Annotated in this window: 18 protein-coding genes; 7 read left to right on the top strand and 11 right to left on the bottom strand. The window is 64.0% G+C overall.

Features of this window, described 5'->3' with window-relative positions:
• Window positions 1-51: 51 nt before the first annotated feature.
• Together AC1DY9_RS09175 and AC1DY9_RS09180 are read right to left on the bottom strand one after the other, a co-directional pair.
• Window positions 52-1,341 carry an MFS transporter gene (locus AC1DY9_RS09175; protein ID WP_477666343.1) on the bottom strand — a complete coding sequence of 430 codons (1,290 nt, stop codon included), beginning with the start codon at window positions 1,339-1,341 and terminating at the stop codon, window positions 52-54.
• 63 nt (window positions 1,342-1,404) lie between these two features.
• Entirely contained in the window at window positions 1,405-2,142 is a 738-nt protein-coding gene (locus AC1DY9_RS09180; protein WP_457279166.1) for a hypothetical protein, read from the bottom strand.
• A gap of 356 nt (window positions 2,143-2,498) precedes the next feature.
• On the opposite strand from AC1DY9_RS09180, the gene gshA reads away from it, so the two are divergent.
• The gene (gene gshA / locus AC1DY9_RS09185; protein WP_477666344.1) at window positions 2,499-4,085 is read left to right on the top strand and encodes a glutamate--cysteine ligase; all 1,587 of its coding nucleotides are present in this window, start codon (window positions 2,499-2,501) and stop codon (window positions 4,083-4,085) included.
• Window positions 4,086-4,280: 195 nt separating this feature from the next.
• Here gshA and AC1DY9_RS09190 read toward each other — a convergent pair whose 3' ends face one another.
• Entirely contained in the window at window positions 4,281-4,505 is a 225-nt protein-coding gene (locus AC1DY9_RS09190; protein WP_457279164.1) for an oxidoreductase-like domain-containing protein, read from the bottom strand.
• Between the two features lie 20 nt (window positions 4,506-4,525).
• The gene (locus AC1DY9_RS09195; protein WP_457279163.1) at window positions 4,526-4,801 is read right to left on the bottom strand and encodes a hypothetical protein; all 276 of its coding nucleotides are present in this window, start codon (window positions 4,799-4,801) and stop codon (window positions 4,526-4,528) included.
• A 230-nt stretch (window positions 4,802-5,031) separates the two neighbouring features.
• Here AC1DY9_RS09195 and AC1DY9_RS09200 point away from each other — a divergent pair, with 230 nt between their 5' ends.
• Complete coding sequence (locus tag AC1DY9_RS09200; protein ID WP_477666345.1) at window positions 5,032-5,904, top strand: MipA/OmpV family protein; 873 nt, start codon at window positions 5,032-5,034, stop codon at window positions 5,902-5,904.
• Window positions 5,905-6,052: 148 nt separating this feature from the next.
• Here AC1DY9_RS09200 and AC1DY9_RS09205 read toward each other — a convergent pair whose 3' ends face one another.
• Together AC1DY9_RS09205 and AC1DY9_RS09210 are read right to left on the bottom strand one after the other, a co-directional pair.
• Window positions 6,053-7,465 carry an ATP-binding protein gene (locus tag AC1DY9_RS09205; RefSeq protein WP_457279785.1) on the bottom strand — a complete coding sequence of 471 codons (1,413 nt, stop codon included), beginning with the start codon at window positions 7,463-7,465 and terminating at the stop codon, window positions 6,053-6,055.
• A gap of 5 nt (window positions 7,466-7,470) precedes the next feature.
• Window positions 7,471-8,136, bottom strand: coding sequence for a response regulator transcription factor (locus tag AC1DY9_RS09210; protein WP_477666346.1), 666 nt, complete (start codon window positions 8,134-8,136; stop codon window positions 7,471-7,473).
• A gap of 315 nt (window positions 8,137-8,451) precedes the next feature.
• Here AC1DY9_RS09210 and ylqF point away from each other — a divergent pair, with 315 nt between their 5' ends.
• Window positions 8,452-9,426, top strand: coding sequence for a ribosome biogenesis GTPase YlqF (gene ylqF, locus AC1DY9_RS09215; protein ID WP_477666347.1), 975 nt, complete (start codon window positions 8,452-8,454; stop codon window positions 9,424-9,426).
• A gap of 21 nt (window positions 9,427-9,447) precedes the next feature.
• Here the strand turns inward: ylqF and AC1DY9_RS09220 are convergent, their stop codons facing one another.
• Together AC1DY9_RS09220 and AC1DY9_RS09225 are read right to left on the bottom strand one after the other, a co-directional pair.
• A complete protein-coding gene (locus AC1DY9_RS09220; protein WP_457279159.1) occupies window positions 9,448-9,648 on the bottom strand; it encodes a YgaP family membrane protein in 201 nt (66 codons plus the stop codon).
• Between the two features lie 26 nt (window positions 9,649-9,674).
• Window positions 9,675-10,112 carry a universal stress protein gene (locus AC1DY9_RS09225; protein WP_457279158.1) on the bottom strand — a complete coding sequence of 146 codons (438 nt, stop codon included), beginning with the start codon at window positions 10,110-10,112 and terminating at the stop codon, window positions 9,675-9,677.
• Window positions 10,113-10,365: 253 nt separating this feature from the next.
• Here AC1DY9_RS09225 and AC1DY9_RS09230 point away from each other — a divergent pair, with 253 nt between their 5' ends.
• Window positions 10,366-10,953, top strand: a complete 588-nt coding sequence (locus AC1DY9_RS09230) for a hemerythrin domain-containing protein (RefSeq protein ID WP_457279784.1) — start codon at window positions 10,366-10,368, stop codon at window positions 10,951-10,953.
• Window positions 10,954-10,968: 15 nt separating this feature from the next.
• On the opposite strand, the gene AC1DY9_RS09235 is transcribed toward AC1DY9_RS09230, so the two are convergent.
• Window positions 10,969-11,625, bottom strand: a complete 657-nt coding sequence (locus AC1DY9_RS09235; protein ID WP_477666348.1) for a GDSL-type esterase/lipase family protein — start codon at window positions 11,623-11,625, stop codon at window positions 10,969-10,971.
• A 389-nt stretch (window positions 11,626-12,014) separates the two neighbouring features.
• Here AC1DY9_RS09235 and AC1DY9_RS09240 point away from each other — a divergent pair, with 389 nt between their 5' ends.
• The gene (locus tag AC1DY9_RS09240; RefSeq protein WP_477666349.1) at window positions 12,015-12,617 is read left to right on the top strand and encodes a hypothetical protein; all 603 of its coding nucleotides are present in this window, start codon (window positions 12,015-12,017) and stop codon (window positions 12,615-12,617) included.
• A gap of 4 nt (window positions 12,618-12,621) precedes the next feature.
• Here AC1DY9_RS09240 and AC1DY9_RS09245 read toward each other — a convergent pair whose 3' ends face one another.
• Window positions 12,622-12,870, bottom strand: coding sequence for a hypothetical protein (locus AC1DY9_RS09245; RefSeq protein ID WP_477666350.1), 249 nt, complete (start codon window positions 12,868-12,870; stop codon window positions 12,622-12,624).
• On the opposite strand from AC1DY9_RS09245, the gene AC1DY9_RS09250 reads away from it, so the two are divergent.
• On the top strand, window positions 12,863-13,657 hold the full coding sequence (locus AC1DY9_RS09250) for an oxygen-binding di-iron domain-containing protein (protein ID WP_457279154.1): 795 nt from the start codon (window positions 12,863-12,865) through the stop codon (window positions 13,655-13,657). The genes AC1DY9_RS09245 and AC1DY9_RS09250 overlap by 8 nt on opposite strands.
• Window positions 13,658-13,682: 25 nt before the next feature.
• Here the strand turns inward: AC1DY9_RS09250 and AC1DY9_RS09255 are convergent, their stop codons facing one another.
• Window positions 13,683-14,351 carry a hypothetical protein gene (locus AC1DY9_RS09255; protein WP_477666351.1) on the bottom strand — a complete coding sequence of 223 codons (669 nt, stop codon included), beginning with the start codon at window positions 14,349-14,351 and terminating at the stop codon, window positions 13,683-13,685.
• A gap of 158 nt (window positions 14,352-14,509) precedes the next feature.
• Here AC1DY9_RS09255 and AC1DY9_RS09260 point away from each other — a divergent pair, with 158 nt between their 5' ends.
• Window positions 14,510-15,076 (top strand): hypothetical protein, encoded by a 567-nt coding sequence (locus tag AC1DY9_RS09260; RefSeq protein WP_477666352.1) that lies wholly within the window; start codon window positions 14,510-14,512, stop codon window positions 15,074-15,076.
• The last annotated feature ends 175 nt before the right edge of the window (window positions 15,077-15,251 follow it).

Raw genomic sequence — 15,251 nt, forward strand, 5'->3', positions numbered from 1 at the left:
CGCAAGCAGCTATTAAAAGCATAGCGGTCCAGGCAGGACCAAGGCGTTGTTTCAGGCCGCCGCGGTTTTCGTCGTGGCCGCCCGCGCCATCCGCCGCACGCGCCACAGCAGGAAAAACGCGATGCTGAAGTTCAGCAGGTTCCACGCAATGCCGTTGAGGAAGGCGGCATGGTAGGAACCGGTGAGGTCAAACACCTTGCCTGACATCCAGCCGCCGAGCGCCATGCCCAGCAAGGATGCCATGATCACCGTGCCCACGCGCGCGCCGGCCTCGGCTGGCTCGAAGTATTCGCGCACGATGATGGCGTAAGCCGGTACGAGGCCGCCCTGGAACAGGCCGAACAGCGCGGCGATGACGTAAAGCGATACCAGCCCGTCAAAGGGCAAAAACAGCAGCAGCGCGACGCCTTGCAGCACCGAGCCCAGCATCAGTGTGCGCAGCCCGCCGATGCGGTCGCAGATCGCGCCCGACACCAGCCGGCTGACCACACCGCAGGCCAGCATCAGCGACAGCATTTCAGCGCCGCGCGCCGCGCCGTAGCCCAGGTCGGTGCAGTACGACACGATGTGCACCTGCGGCATGGCCATGGCCACGCAGCAGGCCACGCTGGCCACGCACAGCAGCATTTGCGCCGAGCCCGGCGTCAGGCCGAAAGGCATGCTGCTGGTGGTGGCGGCGATGCCGCTGTTGCCCACCGCCGACGCCACGGCCACCGGCGGGCGCTTGCGCATCAAAAGGGCCAGCGCTGTCATGGTGACGAAGCTGAAGAGGCCGAGCCACAGATAGGTCTGGCGCCAGCCCACGGCCTCGACAAAATGCTGCACGATGGGCGGCCAGATCGCGCCGCCCAGGTAGTTGCCGCTGGCGCACACCGCCACGGCAAAACCGCGGCGCCGTACAAACCAGAGCGAGGTGTCGGCCAGCAGCGGCGCAAAGGTGGCGGCAGAGCCGAGAAAGCCGATCAGCAGGCCGTGGGCCAGCGAGAACATCCAGATGTTGCCGGCCATGGCGGCCAGGGAAAAACCCAGACCCAGGCCCACCGCGCCAATCAGCAACGGAACCATGACGCCGAAGCGGTCGGCCAGCCGCCCCATCAGCACGCCGCCAACGCCGAAGCCGATCATGAGCGCGGTGTAGGGCAGGGAGGCATCGGCCCGCGTCACGCTGAATTCAGCCTGCACTGCGGGCAGCACCACGGCCACCACATACATGCCGCAGGCGCCGACGGTCATCAGGGCCAGCGTGACCATGAGCCGCATCACCGCGTAACGCGAGTCGATGAGGAAGGAGGAATCTTGCGTGGCGGTTGCGGGGCCTGGGGGCGTGACGGGAGGGCTCATCAGGCAAGCGTACACCAGCAGCTGCCCCGCTGCGCTGTTGATGGCCCGGCCGGACCTGGTGCGTTACAGCGGCGAAGGGCGTGTGGCTTCGTAACCGACGGCGGAGTTGCTGTCGCTTGGCTGGCCCAGTTCCTGGTCGCGGATGCGAAAGAGCCGCTCCAGGTCTTTCATGGCGTCTGCGTCAGCTGCAGAGACCGGGGCCGGCCGTGCCACCGGTGCTGCGGGCTGGGCCGGCAGGCTGGCGGCCACAACGGGGGCGGCTGGCACGGGCGCCGCAGAGGCTGTTGCCGCCGCGGGAAGAGGGGCCAGGGACGCCAGCGGCGCGCTGCGTGGCGGGCGAACCGATGCGCCAGCAGGTGGCCGGACGGGATCGGCCCAATACGACTTGTCGGGCATGGTCGGGTTGGGGCAGGTTTCTGCCACTTCCAGTTGCCAGGAAATGCCGTGCAGCCATTGGGCCGCCCCGGGTTCAAAGCGCGTGATTTCTTCCATCAGGGCGTTCTGGAAGGCGAAGGCGTACTTCAGCAGGCGGTCGTCCCAATGCCGCACAACGAGGCGTACATACATGCCAGGGCCGCGGCTGCGGCTGGACACGAGCAGCATCTGGCAATCGATCCAGGGCAAGGGAATACCGTATTTGCGCATGGCATCGCGCAGCAGCACCTGCACCAGGTGGCGGCGCGTGGCGTTGTCCGAGCCGTCTTCAATGGTGAGCGGGTTGTCCCGGCTGGACGCGCCTGTGCGTTTGGGCGACGCTGCGGGGGTTGAACCGCCGAAAAGGCTGGCTAGCAGTTTTTTCATTTTTTGATCAAGCTCTACGCTGCCTCAGGCTAAAAGACCGCAAAACCATGAGTTTGGCGGAAATTGAAGGGTAAAACAGCCGTGTTACGGAATGTTTTTTATCGTCGTCCAGCTTGTCTGACAAGTCAAGGGAGTTCTGCACCTTGGGGCACCGGCGTCGCTCACTTTCCACATCCCGGCCACCAAACTGCGGATTTCTGCCCGGAAAGTGCGGTGTATGGCCCAAATCCGGCCGGCCTGCACAGACCCCGCGCCAGACCCCACCCGGGCTGTGCTGGCAAGCCCGGAAGCGCCAGCGCAAAGCGCCGTGCTGTGATAACTTCCACGCCAATTCAAGATTCTGGGGGAATGACGATATGACCAAGTTGCAGGCGCCTGCGGGCGCGCTACAGGACCGCCTGAAAGCGCTCACCCCGGCCCGGCTCAAGGGCATGCGCCGCGGTATCGAGAAGGAAAGCCTGCGCGCCAAACCCGGCGGCGGCCTGGCCCTCACACCGCATCCCGCGGCCCTGGGCTCGGCCCTCACGCATCCGGGCATCACCACGGACTTCAGCGAATCGCAGGTTGAGCTGGTCACCGGCGCCCACCCCAGCCCTGAAGCCACGCTGCAGGAACTGACGGAGCTGCACCAGTTCACCTACCGCACCATGAAAGAGCTGGGCGACGAAATGCTCTGGGTGTCCAGCATGCCCTGCGGCCTGCCGACCGACGAAACCATTCCCATCGCCCGTTTCGGTTCGTCCAATGTGGGGCGCGCCAAGAGCGTTTACCGCATGGGCCTGTCGCACCGTTACGGCCGGCGCATGCAAACCATTTCCGGCATTCACTACAACTGGTCCCTGCCCGGGGTGAGCAGCAAGGAATACTTCGCGCTGATCCGCAACTTCCGCCGCCAGGCATTTTTGCTGCTGTACCTGTTTGGCGCTTCGCCCGCGGTGTGTTCCACGTTTGTGGAAGGGCGCCAGCACGAGCTGCAAACCCTGAGCGACAGCACCATGTACATGCCTTACGGCACTTCGCTGCGCATGGGCCGCCTGGGCTACCAGAGCGATGCGCAGGCTTCGCTTGCCGTGAGCTACAACAGCCTGGATGGTTACGGCGCTTCGCTGCAGGACGCGCTGACCCGGCCCTACCCGGCCTATGAGGCAGTGGGCATCCGCAACCCCGGCGGCGACTACAACCAGCTGGCCACCACGCTGCTGCAGATTGAAAACGAGTTTTACGGCACCATTCGCCCCAAGCGCGTGATCTTCCCCGGCGAACGGCCGCTGCATGCACTGCGCGAGCGCGGCGTCGAATACATCGAAGTGCGGCTGATGGACCTGGACCCTTTCGAGCCCGTCGGCATCAATGCGCAGACCATGCGTTTCCTCGATGTGTTCCTGCTGCACTGCCTGCTCAGCGACAGCCCGAACGACACGCCCCAGGAAATCGCCGAGCTCAAGCACAACCAGCACCAGACGGCGGCGCGCGGGCGCGAGCCCGGCCTGAAACTCAAGCGCGGTGGCCATGAGATCACGCTGACGGCCTGGGGTGCGGAGGTGGTGGGCCAATGCGCGCCCATCGCGGCGGCGCTTGACGCCGCGCATGGCGGCACGCAATACAGCGACGCCCTGACGTTGGCCAGCGCCGCCTTGCTGGATCCGTCCACCTTGCCTTCGGCCCGTGTGCTGGCCGCCATGGCCGACAGCCACGACAACTCCTTCATCCGGTTCAGCCGGGCGCAGTCTGAAAAGACGCAAGGCATCCTGCAGGCGCAGCCGCTGTCGGCCGGCCAGCTGGCACACTTCGCCGCATTGACCGATGCTTCCGTTCAGGAACAAAAGAAGATTGAAGCTGCGGACACCATGCCGTTTGAGGTGTACCGGCAGCAATACGTGTCGGCTGAGCGCCTGGGCATGCCAGGCCGCGAAGTTGAGCACACCCCTGTTGGGGCTCACTGATAGGCACACCCCTATCGGCATTCACTTCGTGTAATGCCTTTTCCCCTTGCAGGGGACGGGCGCCTTGGGGCCGGCGAAGCCGGACCCCGGCCCCCACTGGCAGTATTGCTCACCCCTGCTGGCGTCGCTGATCCGGTGTCGAGGTTGTAGCGGTTGCTATCAATTCAGTAGCTGCCGGCGCAGGATCTTATTGGGCTAGAGACCGATTTGGCATTTGAAAATCGCTTCTTCGGCGTCTTCACGCCAGTGCGCCACGGCTGCGTACCAGCCTTCCCATACGCAGCCGTTGCAGCCGCGACCGCAGCAGGTGGTGGGCTCGGGGGGAGGTGGCCGCAAGCGGATGTCCGCAGCAGCGGCGCGCTCCTGCAGGGCGCTGAAGATCGCCAGGGCGGCGTTGTGGTCAGTGAGGCTTTCGGGCATGGGCCTGGTGTGGGCGCCTGTCAGGGTTTGGCGGAGGCTGCCATGCGCCGGCGAAGGTACAGGCCGATGAATGCACAGCCCAGCACCAGTGCAAACCAGCCCACCAGGGCTGATTTGGCGACGATGCCCTGCATGCCCGGTGAGGTGATGAAGTAGGGCGACACCACCACACCGAGGCCGATCAGCACACACAGGATGCCTTTGATCATCAGCTCGTTGTTGGCCTTGAGGGTGGAAGCGGCCAGGCGGCGGGCCGGGATCACGGGTTTTTGGTCGGGGGCTGCGGGCAGGGGCATGGGGGGTTTGATAGATGGGGTTGCAAGGCGCTCGGGGTGGCCCTGGTAGCTGTAGTGACGGTCCGGCGCCGTGGTACCTATTGTCCTTCATCGCGCTTGCGTGGATGTAACAGGCCCGCGGGCTTGCCTGGCACAAATGGCCAGCCTTAACGATTTCTTAATACCGCTAAGAACTCCTTAAATTCGCGTCGGCATGATCCGCTCCAGCTTAACCACTGGAGAACCTGAAGATGACCTCTCGCCAATCGCGCCGTCCTGCCAAACCTGTGCCGTCCAGCGCCCCATCCACCGCCGGGCAAACGGCAAACCGCCCCGCCGGAACAGCGGCAAAAGCTTCGCTTCCGCTGTTCTCGCTGTTCCTGCTGGCGGCTTTCGCCCAGCCAGCCGCCGCCCAGTCACAGCCTGCGCAGGGCCAGAGCCAAGGTGAGGTGGCATCCTCGTGGGGCCTCGGTGTGGGTGTCGGCGTGGAGCGCAAGCCCTACCGCGACTTTGACAACAAGACCAGGCTCTTGCCGTTGCTCACCTATGAAAACAAATGGGTCAGCGTCTTCGGCCCGGGCATAGACTTCAAGCTGCCTTCGGCGGGCCCGGTGTCCTTCCGCTTGCGTGCGCGCTATTCGATGGAAGGCTACGAGGCTTCCGATTCCCCTTTCCTGGCCGGCATGGACGAACGCAAGGACGGCATCTGGCTGGGTGGCGCGGCCATCTGGCGCAACGACATCGCCAACCTCTCGGCCGAGCTGCTGGGCGACGCCTCTGGCAACAGCAAGGGCACGAAGTTCAAGCTGACCCTGGACCGCCGCTTCCAGGCGGGCAGCTTCGACATCACGCCGCGTCTGGCAGCGACCCGGCTCGACGACAAATACGTGTCCTACTACTACGGCGTGAACGCCGCCGAGGTGCGCGCCGGCCGGGCTTTCTACCAGGGCGGTTCGGCCGTCAACCTGGAAGCCGGGCTGCGCGTGGGTTATGCGCTCGCGCCGCGGCAAAGCATCTTCCTGGACCTGAGCACCACCAACCTGGGCTCCAGCATCAAGGACAGCCCACTGGTCGACCGCTCCAGCCAGAGCAGTGTGCGTGTGGGTTACCTCTACCGTTTCTGAGTCCTTCGACTACCCCGTTGCAGGGCCTGCCGGGCCGCGGCCCTGCACTTCAAGTTCCGGCGGTCCTTACACGAAGGAGTTACCAAACATGCGAACCGACACAATCTATCTCGTGAAGAAAGCAGCCTGGCGCGGGTGGATACATTCCTTAAGCTGGTTGCGCAGGCACCGCGCCTACCCCGGCTGAGCCGGCTCCCTCGGCCGGCAGCGGAAACAGCACGCGCACGCAAAAGCCCTTGCCGTCCAGCCCGGTCCCGGTTTCGATGGCGGCCTCGTGCAGCTGCGCGATGCCGGCCACCAGCGACAGGCCTATGCCGCTGCCGCGCCCGCCGTTGCCCGCTACGCGGTGAAAGCGGCGAAAGATCGCTTCGTGCTCAGCCTCGGGCACGCCCGGGCCGTCATCGGCCACTTCCAGGCAGATCCGTTCCCGGCCGGCTTCGCCGCGGTAACCGCAGCTAAGCTTCACGCGGCCGCCCTCGGTGGTGTAGCGCAGCGCGTTGTCCAGCAGGTTGCGCAGCAGGATGCCGATCTCGTCGACGTCGCATTCGATGGGGCAGGGCGTGAGCGCGAGGATGATGCTGCGGCGCTGCTGCTGTGCCTGCATGTCGAACTCCTGGCTCACATGCATGATGAGCTCGCTCAAATCGGCCAGGCTTTTTTGCGGCGCATGAACGCCCGCGTCCATGCGCGCCAGATCCAGCAGCTGGTCAGAAAGGCGCGTGCTGCGTTCGGCAACCGCCAGCAGCTTGACGAGGGCGGCGTCCTTGTCGGCCACCGTGGCCGCGCGCAAGGCGACCTGGGCCTGCGCCTGGAGCGCAGATAAAGGCGTACGCAGCTCATGGGCCGCATCGCCGATAAAACGCCGCTCGCCCTGCATCGCCTGGTCCAGCTGGTCCAGCAGGTGATTAAAGGACTCAACCAGCGGCCGGATCTCGTTGGGCAGTTGCGCTACCGGCAGCGGCGTGAGGTCAAACTTGCGGCGGCTGCGCACGGCGGTTTCCAGCGCCGTCAGGGGGCGCAGCGACTTGTTCACCGCAAACCACATGAGCAGGCCGGCCACGGTCAGCAGCATCGTCGTCAGGCCCAGCAACGCAAAGATCTTGTTGCGTATTTCTTCGTCGATCACGCTGTGCCGCACGGCCACCTGCACGCTGACCTCACCGGTGCTGTCGGACACCGAGAAGATGCGCCAGCGCTCGCCGTTGACGGTGGAACTGGTAAAGCCATCGTTGAAGGACGGCAGCAACGGGACGCGCGGAGAATCCGGTGCCCGAACGATCAGCTCCTTGCGGTTCGTCCAGACCTGGAAGGTCAGGTTGACGTCGCGCGGCATGTTCTCGTTACGCAATTGCAGGCCGTGGCTGAAGGAGGGTTTGAGCTTCGCGCCGCTGGGGATGGCCGTCAGGATCTTGGTGCCTATGGCCTGCAGCTTGCTGTCCCAGCGGTCGCTCTGGCCGCGCAGGGTGTACACCAGCAGCACGGTGAGCGCGCAGGCCCAGCACAAGGTAATGGTCGCGCCCAGAACCGCCAGCACACGGCCCTTGAGTGACCTGACGAACACGCACTTCAAGGCTGGGCCTCGCCGATCATGTAACCCTGGCCGTGCACGGTGGTGATCAGGTGCTCGCCAAGCTTTCGGCGCAGCTGGTGGATGAACACCGCAATCGTGTTGCTCTCAATCGCCGAGGTGTTGCCGTAGACCACGTCTTCCAGGTGGTCACGCGTGACCACGTGGCCGGGCCGCTCCAGCAGGGCCAGCAACGTGCGGTATTCGTGTGCGCTCAGGGCCACCCGCACGCCGCTGCGCGTCACAGCGCGTTTGCTGCGGTCCAGGCTGACGTCGCCATAGGTGTGCACCGGTACCACCTTGCCCTGGCTGCGGCGTATCACGGCGCGCACGCGGGCCCACAGCTCATCGAGCTGGAAGGGTTTGACAAGGTAGTCGTCCGCACCGGCGTCCAGCCCCAGGATGCGCTCGCTCAGCTGCCCGCGCGCCGTGAGAATCAGCACCGGCGTGACGTCGTAGCGCCCGCGCAGGGCGCGCAGCACGGCCAGGCCCGAATCGCCGGGCAGGCCGAGGTCCAGCAGCACGGCTTCGTAGACATGGTCCACCAGCGCCAGCTTGGCGGCCAGCGCATCGCCGACGTGGTCGACCGTCCAGGCAATCTGGCGCGCCGCGTCGCACACCGCTTCGGCCAGCATGGCGTCGTCTTCTACCAGGAGCAGGTGCACGGATTTGTCTCTTTCGGGTCGCTGTGTGGGATGACAGGATGGGGCTGCCAGGCGCAGTGCACGCCATGCATTGATCGTGCCGATGGCTGATTAACCACTTATTAACAAGTACACCCCCGTCCAGGCTCACTGCGTGTAGCCTGTTCCCCCTTGCAGGGGGCGGCGCCTGCGGCCCGGCAGAGCCGGTTCCGCGGCCCCTGCTGGTGGTGCCTTCTTCGCCAGGAGGGTATTTTGCGGTATGCGGCGACAATTGGGGTATCGCAGGGGTCTTCGCCCCATGCCCCCAAACCCGAACCCCAGAAAGAAAAGATCCCGATGGCCATCCAGTGGTTTCCCGGTCACATGCACCTGACCAAAAAAGCCATCAGTGAGCGCATCAAGGAAATTGATGTCGTCATTGAGTTGCTTGATGCGCGCCTGCCCGGCTCCAGCGCCAACCCCATGCTGGCCGAGCTCACCAGCGCCAAGCCCGCGCTCAAGGTGCTCAACAAGCGCGACCTGGCCGACGCCACCCGCACGCCGCTCTGGCTGGATCACTACAACAGCCTGCCTGCCACCCGCGCCATCGAACTCGACGCCAGCGAAACCACGCCCGCCCGCCGCCTCATCGACGCCTGCCACGCGCTGGCACCAACACGCGGCACCATGGTCAAGCCTATGCGGGTGCTGATCTGCGGCATTCCCAACGTCGGCAAGTCCACCCTGATTAACACCCTCACCGGCAAGCGCGCCACCAAAACCGGCGACGAAGCCGGCATCACCAAGGTCGAGCAGCGCCTGGTACTGGCCGACGGGTTTTATTTATGGGACACACCCGGCATGCTGTGGCCGCGCATCATCGTGGCCAAAAGCGGCTACAACCTGGCCGCCAGCGGTGCCATTGGCCGCAACGCCTTTAATGAGGAAGAGGTGGCGCTCGAGCTGCTGGATTACCTGATCAAGCACTACCCGGCCTTGCTGGAGGCGCGCTACAAGGTCGAAGTCACGCCGGACATCACCGACGAGCAACTGCTGGAAGAAATCGGCCGAAAGCGCGGCGCGGTGCTCTCCAAGGGCCGGGTCAACCTGCAAAAGGCCGCCGAGATCGTGATCTACGAATTCCGGGCGGGAACGCTGGGCCGTGTGACCCTGGAAACGCCTGACGAATTTGCCGAATGGGCGACCGCCGGCCGGCTACTCGACGCCGAGCGCCAGGTGAAAAAAGACAAGATCGAAACCAACCGGTTGATCAAGTTCAAGAAGATTCCCCGGCCGGATAAATCCGGCAGGTCCGGGTCCGACGAACCCTGAGGCCAGCCACCGCGCACGGGGTCACGTGGGGCCTGTTTTGCAGGTCCGTATGCCAAACAGCGTGTAAGCCGGGCACCAGCCCAGCAACCCTGTCAGCAGGGGCACGACTCCCAGCAGCGCCCACCAGCGCCAGGCGGGCTCCACCACAAAATACAGGCTGAGGATGACGAGTCCCGCCACGATGCGTGCCGCTCGGTCGGCAGTGCCGGCGTTCTTTTTCATGATGAGCTCCTTTGGCATAGTGGTTTCTAGTGCAGTACCAGCACCGGTTTTTTGCTGTGAGACAGCACCTTCTGGGTTTCACTGCCCAGTAGGAACCCGGTGATGCCCTTGCGGCCGTGCGAAGCCATCACGATGAGGTCGCAAGCTTTGCCGTCCGCCATCCGGACGATGGTTTCGTAGGGGTGGTCGCCTGCGACACAAACGGTTTCGCAAGGCACGCCCGCCTTGTCGGCGGCGTCTTTCAGCGCAGACAGGAATGCCTCTGCCTGCGCCTGGCATTCCCTCATGAATTGGTCCCGCGTGTCTTCCAGCATCTGGACCCGGTAGGTCAGCAGGTGGAACTCCTGCATCACATGCAAGCCCGTGATCCTGGCCCGGGCTTCCCTGGCGAAGGTTACGGCCCGTGCAATCGCCCGTTCCGAAGCGGGCGATCCGTCGGTGGGTAGAAGGATATGTTTGAACATGGCAAATCTCCTTGTCATCCTGGGCGGCTCATCGCCGGCGCGGCAAACCTTGAGCAGGAGGCGGTTCCACTTTAGGTTGCTGCCGCCAAACGGCTTTGATGCAGGTCAAGCCATCGCCTCAATGGGAAGGGGGTGGGGCGATATTCGTTCCCGGGGCGATACCGGCTGGAAAAATCCGCGTGGTTTGATCTTCATCAAGTCCGGGGGAGAACCTGGTGGCATTCTTGGTGGCACTTACCCGCCGGAGACCGCCATTCACAAACATGCCAGCGTGCAGATCATCCTTGATGAGCACGCCTCCCTTTCCGCCATGCTGCGTTCCATGCTGCTCATGGTGGCGCGCGGCCCGGGCGACCGTGCGCAGCAGTTCTTCGACGTCTTTCGGGCCATGCTGTTTTATATCGACGAGTTCCCCGAGCGCCTGCATCACCCGAAAGAGTCGGACCTGCTGTTTCCCCGCGTGGTGCGCTCCGCGCCATCGGTTATGGCCACGGTGCAGCAGCTGGAGCGCGACCACATGAGCGGCGAGAAGGCCGTGCGTGAACTGCAGCACCTGCTGCTTGCCTGGGAACTGCTGGGCGAGCAACGAAAGCCCGAGTTCGAGGCGCAGTGCAAACGCTACGTCGAGTTTTACCTCGAGCACATGCGGCTCGAAGAAACAGTCATCCTGCCGCAGGCTGAAAAAGTGCTCACCGAGGCCGACTGGAAAGAGCTGGACACCGCCTTCCAGCAAAACCGTGACCCGCTTGCCGGCAAGCACGCGGCCGACCCGGTGTATGACCGCCTCTTCACACGCATCGTGATGGAGGCGCCGGCGCCCATCGGGCTGGGTGACGCCTGACGTTGGCCTGGGGTTCTAGGTCACAAACTTCATGTCGCGCAGCCAGCTGGCCAGGCGCTCGGCAAACACTTTGTAGCCTTCCGCATTCGCGTGGATCTGGTCAGAACGCAATTCGCTGCGTGACAGCACATAAGACCAGGCATCTGAAAAAAGCGGGGTGGCTGTTTCCGCGGCGACCTCGGCATACACCTCATGGTCTTTCAGTGAGCCCATCGCGGCAGAAAGCAGCACGGGTTTGGGCTGTGCGATCAGTACCACCTGCGTGCTGGCAGCGGCGGTTTGCACGATCGACTTGATGGCGGCGCGGGTGCCGTCCGGCGGCATGTTGCGCAGAAAGTCGTTGCCGCCAATGCACACCAGCACCAGGCCCGGCTTGTTTTCCTGCAGCAGCGCCGGCAACCGTGCCAGTGCGCCGGCCGCTGTGTCGCCGTTGATGCCCGCGTTCTGCGTGACGTAGCCGGTCAACAGTTCCAGCTGCTGCGGGTAGCTGGCGCCCGCAGGGGCGCCATAGCCAAAGGTCAGCGAATCGCCCAGGCACAGCAGGGTGGCCTCCTTGGGCAGGGTCTTGCCTTTGGGGCCGGCCTTTCTGGAGCAAGCCGTAGCCAGCAGCAGCGCAGAGCCGGCAGCACCCAGCAGGAGTTGGCGGCGAAGGGGTTGGTGATGCGAGTCCATGCGTCGTGCCGGTTTATTTCAGGTTATCGGGTGGAGCCGGGTGTGCGGCCGGCGTCTTGTCTTACGGATGCAGCTGCTTGCGGCTCAGCGAAGGGATGATCAGCATGCGCACAGTCTAACCATGCTAAAGCGCATCTGGACACCACTGCAAGCGCGAGGTAATGCAAGGGTAATCACTGCGTAATGACGGGGTAAAGCTCCGTTTGCCTTACACGGCATTCACAAGAGCGGGCCAACAATGGTTTCACTGAAGCGCAAAGGCCTTTGAAAGCAGCGATTCAGGAGCAGCCCCGACAGCCGCTTGCCGAACCGGAGATTTATCACCGCCACTGCAAGTTGCCCACCGGGTTGCTGGCAATCAAACGCATAAGCATTCCAAGGAGAACCTCATGAAATCGAAATTCCTCACTGTCTCGTTGCTGGCCTCAGCCCTGTTCGCCGGCCTGGGGTTTGCACCCGCCATGGCGCAGGGCACTCACACACCCGGCATTGACCAGGCGCAGCAAGCCATCAGCGCGCGCATTCAGCAGGGTCTGGCCTCCGGCCACATCACACCGTCCGAAGCGCAGGTGCTGTACCGCCGCGACCAGGAGATCGCGGCCCGCGAGGCGCGCTTCAAATCCAACGGCGTCGCCACGCCGCAAGAGCGCCAGCAGCTCCGCGCCGACCTGGACGGCCTCAACGCCGAAGTGGAACGCATGATGAACAACCGCAATGTGGCGGGCAGGCCTGGCAATGCCGGCAACACCCCCGGCATCGACAACCGTGAATTCCAGATCAGCCAGCGCATTGACGAAGGCGTCCGCACGGGCCGCATCACGCAGCGCGAAGCCGCGAAGCTGCACCAGCGTGAACGCCGCATTGAGCGCCATGAGACCCAATTCAAGTCCGACGGCGTGGTGACCGCGCAGGAGCGCCGTCAGCTGCGCAATGAGCTGACATCGCTGCGCGACGACGTGGAACGCATGATGAACAACCGCCGCCGCGGTTAAGCGGTTAAGTAAAGCGCTGTTCCGGGCGCCGCCACGCGGTGCCTGGACAGCTGCCATGCGCAAGCAAGGCGCGCCGGTGCTCATTGAAGCGCCGGCGCGCTTTTTTTGCCTGCGGCATTGCTCGTGTTGCGCCGGTGTGGGTGGCGGCGCGCGCTTCAGGCGTGTCATTGACCTGCATCAATACGCGAGCAGCAGGCCGCTTATAAAGTTGCTTTTTTTTTCTGCGTCGCCGCACGCATTCAGCCATGCCCATAGAGCTTTACCGTGACGACAGGCATGCCTGCCTGATGTTCACCGACCTGATCGAAGAAGACGGGCAAGCCGTCCAGTCCAACCAGTTCCTGATTGTCGACAACGGCACCGGCGCCGTGATCGACCCGGGCGGCAACCTGGCGTTCAACGAACTGTTCCTGGGCATGTCGCGCCACTTCAGTCCGCAAAAACTGTCTTACATCATCGCCTCCCACGCCGACCCCGACATCATTGCCTCGCTGGACCGCTGGCTCACGTCCACTCCGGCGCAACTGGTGATCTCGCGTGTATGGGAGCGTTTTGTGCCGCACTTCACCAAGGTCGGCAAGACCGAGCAGCGCCTGGTCGGCGTGCCCGACAGCGGCGGGCGGTTGCCGCTGGGGCAGAGCGAGCTGTGGCTGCTGCCCGCGCACTTCCTGCACTCGGAAGGCAACTTCCATTTTTACGATCCCATCAGCCGCATCCTGTTCACCGGTGACTTGGGTGTGTCGATGATGTCCGGCCGAACGGCGCAGGTGCCCGTCACCGACCTGAAGCCCCATCTGCCGTTGATGGAGGGTTTTCACAAACGCTACATGGTGTCGAACAAGGTCCTGCGCCTGTGGGTGGCCATGGCGCGCCGGCTGGATATTTCCATGCTGGTGCCCCAGCACGGAGCGCCGCTCAAAGGCCCGGCCATCGGCCAGTTTTTTGACTGGGCGGAATCGCTGAAATGCGGCATCGACCTGTTTGACGAACGCAACTACCAGGTACCCACCGGGCAGATCAATGGCCGGGCGGTGGCTTGAGCCGCCGGGACAAGGCAGGCGTTTGCTACAGCCGGCTGATGGAACACACGTAGACCACCTCGCACGAGCTGGCTCCGGTGTCTTCCCGCACGGTGGAGCTTCGCCAGCGCCAGCCGTCGGGTTTCTGCGCTTCCACCAGCCAGCCGTCGATGCGCACGCGGTCGTTGCGCTTCACGCGGGTCAGTGCTTTGGCAACCGCGTCCGTGGCCGGGATCAGGTGCATGTTGGCGCTGCTACGTGCAATTTCCGGCGGCGGCAGTGGTGGTTCGTTGTCCCACCGGTAGTAGTACCAGCGTGACGACTGGCTGATCATCAGCTGCGACAACACCTTGTCGTCGGCCATGCGCTGCCAGCCTAAAGCCAGGTCGGTGGGCGACAGCGTGGCCTCGTTGCCCATCCGGTAGTCTTCGCGCGACAGCACCCGCGCGTCCACGCTAAAGCCCGCCAGCGGCGTCAGGGTCGCGGCTTTCAGCACGAAAGGCGCCATGTCGCCTGGCACACTGGTTTGCAGCGGCTCGTCGCCGCTATTGACCTGCGGCGGCAGCGGACAGGCAAGGTCGTTGCCCACACCCGCCGCGCGGAAGGTGTTGGGTGAAAACCACCAGTGCAACCCCGCCAGCAGCGCGCAGGCCACCAGTGCAAAGCGCAGGCTGACAAAGCCGGAATTCGGGCGGCGGTGCGGGCTTTGGGTCATGGAGGTGATGCGGGTGTCTTCAAATCGGATTCTGCTTCAGAGCGGCGGGCCAATTATGAGCCTGTGAGCCCGGTTGCCGTGTCGTTTGTGCCACGGGCGCCGGCCGCGATGCCGGATATGCTTCGGGGCTGGAGCAGAGGTGCAACAAGGGTTAAATCATGAATGCGGTGACCGGAAAGTGGATCAAGTGGGGCGTGCTGGCGGTATTGGCGGTGTTGGTGTGTCTGGTCGCCGTCGTAGGGGTTTTGAACCGTGACCGCCTGGAGGTCTATTACGGCTACCTGCGCGTCGAATCACCCGCGGTGACGATGCGCTACGCCCAGCTCTCCGGCCAGATGGACGAAGCCGCTGTGCGCAAGCATTTTGGAGAAGTGTTCCTGAGCTGCTCCAACCAGCAGGGCGGGCCTGCCGGGACCGACCGGCTTTGCCATGCGGCTGTGGACAAAGCCGATGGGGAACCCGCAATGATGCTCGTGGCTTTTTTCAGCAAGGGCCGCCTGACTTCCACGGTGGTGCATGTTCCCTGGTGGGTGCACGGCAGGTGGCACGATCGCCTGGTAGGGCAGTACGGAAAAGCGGAACGCGCAGGCATTGTTTCGCGGATGGGCGGTCCGGTTCTGCGCTGGACCTTGCCCAACGGCACGCTCGAATACAACCGCGACCGGAGCTTTAACCCGCTGGAATGGAGCGCCGTCTTCTGGTCCGCAGGCGCGGACCAGAAATAGCGGGCCGACGTAGCGAACCGAACTAGCGAGCCGGTTTTTCGGCCGGCCAGCTGGCCTCGCGAACGATTTGCTACAACTGCGACGCACCCGATGCGTGAGCTGGCGCCTCTAACGGAGGTATTGGAGGTATGGTGACACCTTGTGCATGAGACACCTCTTATCCTTGTGGAAACTT

The organism is Polaromonas sp. P1_F6 (assembly GCF_056405695.1).